Origin of the sequence: Limosilactobacillus portuensis, assembly GCF_014838735.1 — a bacterium.
GTDB classification, from domain to species: Bacteria; Bacillota; Bacilli; order Lactobacillales; family Lactobacillaceae; genus Limosilactobacillus; species Limosilactobacillus portuensis.
In genome coordinates this window covers 1-5,007 of the sequence record NZ_JABUXQ010000048.1, presented here as the reverse complement: position 1 = coordinate 5,007, position 5,007 = coordinate 1, and the positions used below count along the sequence as shown (strand labels likewise).

The 5,007-nt window shown below is 37.0% G+C and carries 5 protein-coding genes, 16 tRNA genes and 1 rRNA gene; all 22 read right to left on the bottom strand.

What is annotated here, in order from left to right; translation table 11 throughout:
- Window positions 1-94: 94 nt before the first annotated feature.
- Window positions 95-1,171, bottom strand: a complete 1,077-nt coding sequence (locus tag HUK49_RS10310) for an acetate and sugar kinases/Hsc70/actin family protein (protein WP_191913643.1) — start codon at window positions 1,169-1,171, stop codon at window positions 95-97.
- Window positions 1,172-1,201: 30 nt separating this feature from the next.
- Window positions 1,202-1,480, bottom strand: a complete 279-nt coding sequence (locus tag HUK49_RS10305) for a hypothetical protein (RefSeq protein WP_191913642.1) — start codon at window positions 1,478-1,480, stop codon at window positions 1,202-1,204.
- A gap of 365 nt (window positions 1,481-1,845) precedes the next feature.
- Window positions 1,846-2,121: a hypothetical protein gene (locus tag HUK49_RS10300; protein WP_191913641.1), complete on the bottom strand. Its 276-nt coding sequence runs from the start codon at window positions 2,119-2,121 to the stop codon at window positions 1,846-1,848.
- Window positions 2,122-2,289: 168 nt separating this feature from the next.
- On the bottom strand, window positions 2,290-2,961 hold the full coding sequence (locus HUK49_RS10295) for a zeta toxin family protein (RefSeq protein ID WP_191913640.1): 672 nt from the start codon (window positions 2,959-2,961) through the stop codon (window positions 2,290-2,292).
- The gene (locus HUK49_RS10290) at window positions 2,958-3,116 is read right to left on the bottom strand and encodes a hypothetical protein (protein WP_191913639.1); all 159 of its coding nucleotides are present in this window, start codon (window positions 3,114-3,116) and stop codon (window positions 2,958-2,960) included. The genes HUK49_RS10295 and HUK49_RS10290 overlap by 4 nt, the downstream gene beginning before the upstream one ends.
- Before the next feature lie 298 nt (window positions 3,117-3,414).
- Window positions 3,415-3,502 (bottom strand) — tRNA-Ser (locus HUK49_RS10285).
- A gap of 3 nt (window positions 3,503-3,505) precedes the next feature.
- A tRNA-Ile gene (locus HUK49_RS10280) sits at window positions 3,506-3,580 on the bottom strand.
- Between the two features lie 7 nt (window positions 3,581-3,587).
- Window positions 3,588-3,658, bottom strand: a tRNA-Gly gene (locus tag HUK49_RS10275).
- A 16-nt stretch (window positions 3,659-3,674) separates the two neighbouring features.
- A tRNA-Phe gene (locus HUK49_RS10270) sits at window positions 3,675-3,747 on the bottom strand.
- A 5-nt stretch (window positions 3,748-3,752) separates the two neighbouring features.
- A tRNA-Asp gene (locus HUK49_RS10265) sits at window positions 3,753-3,827 on the bottom strand.
- Window positions 3,828-3,832: 5 nt separating this feature from the next.
- Window positions 3,833-3,906: transfer RNA gene (locus HUK49_RS10260), tRNA-Met, on the bottom strand.
- 8 nt (window positions 3,907-3,914) lie between these two features.
- Window positions 3,915-4,002, bottom strand: a tRNA-Ser gene (locus HUK49_RS10255).
- Between the two features lie 37 nt (window positions 4,003-4,039).
- A tRNA-Ile gene (locus tag HUK49_RS10250) sits at window positions 4,040-4,113 on the bottom strand.
- A 15-nt stretch (window positions 4,114-4,128) separates the two neighbouring features.
- Window positions 4,129-4,202: transfer RNA gene (locus HUK49_RS10245), tRNA-Met, on the bottom strand.
- A gap of 31 nt (window positions 4,203-4,233) precedes the next feature.
- Window positions 4,234-4,307: transfer RNA gene (locus HUK49_RS10240), tRNA-Pro, on the bottom strand.
- A 5-nt stretch (window positions 4,308-4,312) separates the two neighbouring features.
- Window positions 4,313-4,386: transfer RNA gene (locus tag HUK49_RS10235), tRNA-Arg, on the bottom strand.
- An 8-nt stretch (window positions 4,387-4,394) separates the two neighbouring features.
- Window positions 4,395-4,480 (bottom strand) — tRNA-Leu (locus HUK49_RS10230).
- A gap of 16 nt (window positions 4,481-4,496) precedes the next feature.
- Window positions 4,497-4,568: transfer RNA gene (locus HUK49_RS10225), tRNA-Gly, on the bottom strand.
- Window positions 4,569-4,577: 9 nt separating this feature from the next.
- Window positions 4,578-4,650 (bottom strand) — tRNA-Thr (locus tag HUK49_RS10220).
- Between the two features lie 42 nt (window positions 4,651-4,692).
- A tRNA-Lys gene (locus HUK49_RS10215) sits at window positions 4,693-4,765 on the bottom strand.
- A gap of 17 nt (window positions 4,766-4,782) precedes the next feature.
- Window positions 4,783-4,855: transfer RNA gene (locus HUK49_RS10210), tRNA-Val, on the bottom strand.
- A 6-nt stretch (window positions 4,856-4,861) separates the two neighbouring features.
- A 5S ribosomal RNA gene (gene rrf / locus HUK49_RS10205) occupies window positions 4,862-4,978 on the bottom strand.
- Window positions 4,979-5,007 lie beyond the last annotated feature (29 nt).

Genomic DNA, 5,007 nt, shown 5'->3' with positions numbered 1-5,007 from the left:
TTTTCAACTCTGATTTCATACAATCACCTCAAATAATTGATGAAACCAGTATAAAGAAATGTAGGAAATCCGACAATTTCAAATCGGTGATTTCCTACATTTTAAAACCGTTGTTAACATTTAATTGCGAACCAATTTGTCGAACAACTGAAGAGGTCTGTTTAACAATTTGTTCGTTAAATGGAATAGCATTGTCCGTGATTGCTTGCTTAACAATCTCTTTATTATTACTAAAGAAGTCGTCTGTATCAGAGCTCAAATACTCTTGGACTTGAGAAATATTTTCAAAGTTAAGGTTTTTCGTTTGTAGATATAATCTTGCCTTCTCTAAAACATTATCAAATCCTTGCATCAGTGAGGTAGAAACGTTTAGGTTAGTGATTCCATTAATAATAGCTGTCCATTCAGTAGTTCCTCCACCAATATCAATTCCAAGTGAATTTTGAATTAACTTTCCCATAATTTCTGGAGTTAATGAGTTAGCTACCTTTGGATAGCACTTTTTAAGTTGATTAATAATAATTTGACCTAATTGCTTATTGTTATTGATACTATTGCTAATCATTAATTGAGCCATTTCACCTTCTAGTCCAACATATACGTGATTAAATTTAATCTGCACAACAATAGGATCTTTGAAGTTGTGGAAAGTAACCACGTGAGTAGCATTCAGATACCGATCACGGTACTTATCAATTTTGCCTGGTTGTTTTCCTTCCAAAATCGGTAAAGCAGTAGTCATATTAACATTAACTTTTAATGGATCGTTTAATCCTTCACCTTTCTTATAGGCTTTTTTTACCCGATTACCAGCAATTAGACTTAAGGTCAATAAAGCCGTCAAATCAACGTCAGACTTTCCTGATAAATCGTTTAAATCGAATGAGGTTAATGGAAGGCCACTAGTAGCAGCACTATTTCCTACAATAAAACGTCGATTTTCACTAACTGCATTACTTGAAATTGAAACATCCATATGATAAAGAAAGTTACTCATATAGCTTTCTTTATCTTCTTCATTCTCAAATGAGATTGGAGCAGTAGAATCCTGTGGTCCCTTAAAAGCAATAACAGATGGCATCTTGAAGTATTCACCATCAAGATAAGTCTTCATACTGTCATTTCCAGCATCATTATCAAACTTCATAATTTCATTAGTATTTTCAGCCATAATTAATTCCCCTTTTTTTGTTGTTTTACATTATTTTTTTGGCATAGTCATTAAAACTTCATGCGAGATTTTGATTTGCCTACTACAATGACCTTCTTTACTCAAAATCCAATTATTGCTTTCACATGGATTCTTTTTAATAGTGTCAAAATCATTTCCTGCCTCGGTTAGTAAAACTGATTTTACAAAAGTCAAAGCTTCAGAAAAATAACGAAATGCAGTAACAGCATAATCAAAACGCTCAAAATTAACATCTTGAACAATCCAAACTTTTTTGATTGATTTTTCTGCCTCAGTTAAATGTTCCATAGGTAATCTCCTTTCAGTAAATATTTAGCACAAGTAACATCAACGCCCAAGAAATACCAACAATAAATGAATATAGAAAAACGTAAAAAATAACGTCAATAAAAGTATTAAGTATTGATTGAATCATCACAATCGCTCCTTTATGTATAGATTATATTGATTAATTCAATTTACAATTATATTCTAACATCTCATTTTACTATGTCAACGTATTTTATATTATTTAATATCTTTTACATATAAAAATTATAAAAAAAGGCGCTGACTGAAAACTGTCATCTCCCAACCCTAATATTCAGCAAATAAAAAAAGCACTGAACAAAGTCAGTGCTATAAAAGATGAATATTTTAACTGATATTTCTAATTAATGTAGTAGTGCCTTTTCATTGATTGCTGTAGCCAATTGTTTTCGTACATCATCAACTACCTCTTCCTTTGCCTTCTTACCGGCAACAGAATTTCGGTTAAATGCATCTAAAATTAAGCCCTTCACAAACCCATCGTATTCAATATTAATATCAGAGTATTTGTCATCATCATGATGCCATTCAATTGATTCTGGTTTTTCATTAATCTCAAAATCAAAGCTACCATCTACATCAAACTCATATGGAATATCTAATGCATCAATCTTTTCCATATATTAACATCTCCTTTCTGTATATTTTCATTATACCCTCTGAATTGTGTTGATTTTTTTGCTACAACCATAAAAAAGATTATCATTTAATGGACTAATCTAAAGGAAATTTAATTCTTATTTACTTTCTTCATGTAGTCATAATTAGATTAAATTTGATTATATTTACTATACGGAATGCCCACGATTGCGGGTTAAAAAGTCATCGCCTAACTCTAAATTAGAGTTATGATTCTCTGATAAATGTTTACTAACTTTTGGTTTGTCAATTTTATTTGCTATTTCTCTAAACCATTTAGTACTTGAATAATCACGATATTTAGTAATACCAGACTTTCTAATGTAGATTTCCTTAAAAGTATTGGTATTATCAAAAACGAAAACATTATCAAATTTAGGAATAAGTTCTTGTAAATTAGTCAAAGATTTAATGTATCTTTCACGAATACGAGATTCAGGAATTCCATGGCCTCCTAATGAAACACGGTGGTCAACTCTTTTAATAGCTAAATCAGCCGAATTTAGTCCAATATAAAGCAAATCGACACTATATTTTTCATTATGTGCTTTATTTATTATTCTTAAATAAGACTTTTTATTGGCTGCAAGTGTTGTTTCAAAATTTATTGATTGATGCTCATTTTGCAATGATTTCAACTTCTTTAACGCTAGCGCCATAGCTTTTAGATTCAATATATCATTATTCCAATCCCAATTATTTTTTCGAGAAATTTCATCCGCATTTACTCTTTGCGTCTCATTAAATAGTTCTGGCTGAGATTCATATAACGTAGATTTACCTGCACCATTAACACCGGCAACAATTAATAATCTCCTCATCTAATAAATACCTTACGATTAATAACCGTTAATTGATTTTGGGCAAGTTTTTGATTTAATATCTTACCTAATTTTCTCTTTTTGCTTATATCATTTGTATCAACTATTTTTCTATTTAATTCTGTAACAGATAAATTTTTATTTTTTGACTTCATGACTAGTTTCCTCCTTCATTAAATATATCATTTTGATCTTTATTCATATTATATAATGTTTTTTCTGCTATTTATATTAAATAGTGGTTTGATACAAAAGGTTACCATTTTAAACCTTTTTGGTGCACTTTGTGCACATTTTTAATACCATAAGTGCACATCAGGTGCACCATTAAAGTGTCAACTTAGTATAACATAGTATAATCAATCGTAATAAAAAAGTTCCACAAACATTGATAAATCAATGTTTGTGGAACTAAAGCTCTTAACTGAGAACTAGAACCAAATTGGCATTAAACGGAGAAGGAGGGATTCGAACCCTCGCACCGCTCTCGCGATCTACACCCTTAGCAGGGGCGCCTCTTCAGCCACTTGAGTACTTCTCCAAATGGGCCTAAATGGACTTGAACCATCGACCTCACGCTTATCAGGCGTGCGCTCTAAACCAGCTGAGCTATAGGCCCATATAAAAGCGGGTAACGAGAATCGAACTCGCGACAACAGCTTGGAAGGCTGTGGTTTTACCACTGAACTATACCCGCATAATATTAAGTTAAATGGCGCGGGACGGAATCGAACCGCCGACACACGGAGCTTCAATCCGTTGCTCTACCAACTGAGCTACCGAGCCAAAAACGGTCCGTACGAGACTCGAACTCGTGATCTCATCCGTGACAGGGATGCGTCCTAAACCAACTAGACCAACGGACCAACAATTGCGGGGGCTGGATTTGAACCAACGACCTCCGGGTTATGAGCCCGACGAGCTACCAGACTGCTCTACCCCGCGATAATAAAAGGAGGATGAGGGATTCGAACCCTCGCGTCGCTCTCACGGCCTAGCGGTTTTCAAGACCGCCCCCTTCAGCCACTTGGGTAATCCTCCATAATGTAAATAATAACAATCCATCACAGATAATTGATGGACCTTGTAGGACTCGAACCTACGACCGGGCGGTTATGAGCCGCTTGCTCTAACCAACTGAGCTAAAGGTCCAAAACAGCCAGTCAATCGCGGCGGGGGGGATCGAACCCTCGACCTCCCGGGTATGAACCGGACGCTCTAGCCAGCTGAGCTACACCGCGAAAACCTAATAGATTAAATATTAGAATTAAATCGGGAAAACAGGATTCGAACCTGCGACCCCCTGGTCCCAAACCAGGTGCTCTACCAAGCTGAGCTATTTCCCGAAAAATGCACCCAGAAGGAGTCGAACCTTCAACCTTCTGATTCGTAGTCAGACACTCTATCCAATTGCGCTATGGGTGCATAAGAAGTGCCGAGGACCGGGATCGAACCGGTACGGTTATCACTAACCGCGGGATTTTAAGTCCCGTGCGTCTGCCAATTCCGCCACCCCGGCATTATAGAATTGACAAAGCGGAAGACGGGATTCGAACCCGCGACCCCCACCATGGCAAGGTGATGTTCTACCACTGAACTACTTCCGCATATATAAGTGCCGACTAGAGGATTCGAACCTCCGACCCTCTGTTTACAAGACAGATGCTCTGCCAACTGAGCTAAGTCGGCGTACACTTTTTTTATTATACCAAACCGTTACCTATTTGGCAATGAGCCGTGGCGGTCTCGAACCGCCGACCCTCTGATTAAAAGTCAGATGCTCTACCAACTGAGCTAACGGCTCATGAGCTTAATGCTCAATGGAGGATACAGGGCTCGAACCTGTGACCTCCTGCTTGTAAGGCAGATGCTCTCCCAACTGAGCTAATCCTCCATAATCGCGTGGCAACGTCCTATCCTCGCAAGGAGCGATCCCCCAACTACTTTTGGCGTGTTGAAGCTTAACTTCTGTGTTCGGCATGGGAACAGGTGTATCCTTCAAGCCATCATCACCACACTTACCCTTCCGGGCAAGAGCTTGCGCTC

Coding starts and splice junctions, on each gene's coding strand:
- HUK49_RS10310 (WP_191913643.1), bottom strand. CDS start 1,171: ATGGCTGAAAATACTAATGAAATTATGAAGTTTGATAATGATGCTGGA.
- HUK49_RS10305 (WP_191913642.1), bottom strand. CDS start 1,480: ATGGAACATTTAACTGAGGCAGAAAAATCAATCAAAAAAGTTTGGATT.
- HUK49_RS10300 (WP_191913641.1), bottom strand. CDS start 2,121: ATGGAAAAGATTGATGCATTAGATATTCCATATGAGTTTGATGTAGAT.
- HUK49_RS10295 (WP_191913640.1), bottom strand. CDS start 2,961: ATGAGGAGATTATTAATTGTTGCCGGTGTTAATGGTGCAGGTAAATCT.
- HUK49_RS10290 (WP_191913639.1), bottom strand. CDS start 3,116: ATGAAGTCAAAAAATAAAAATTTATCTGTTACAGAATTAAATAGAAAA.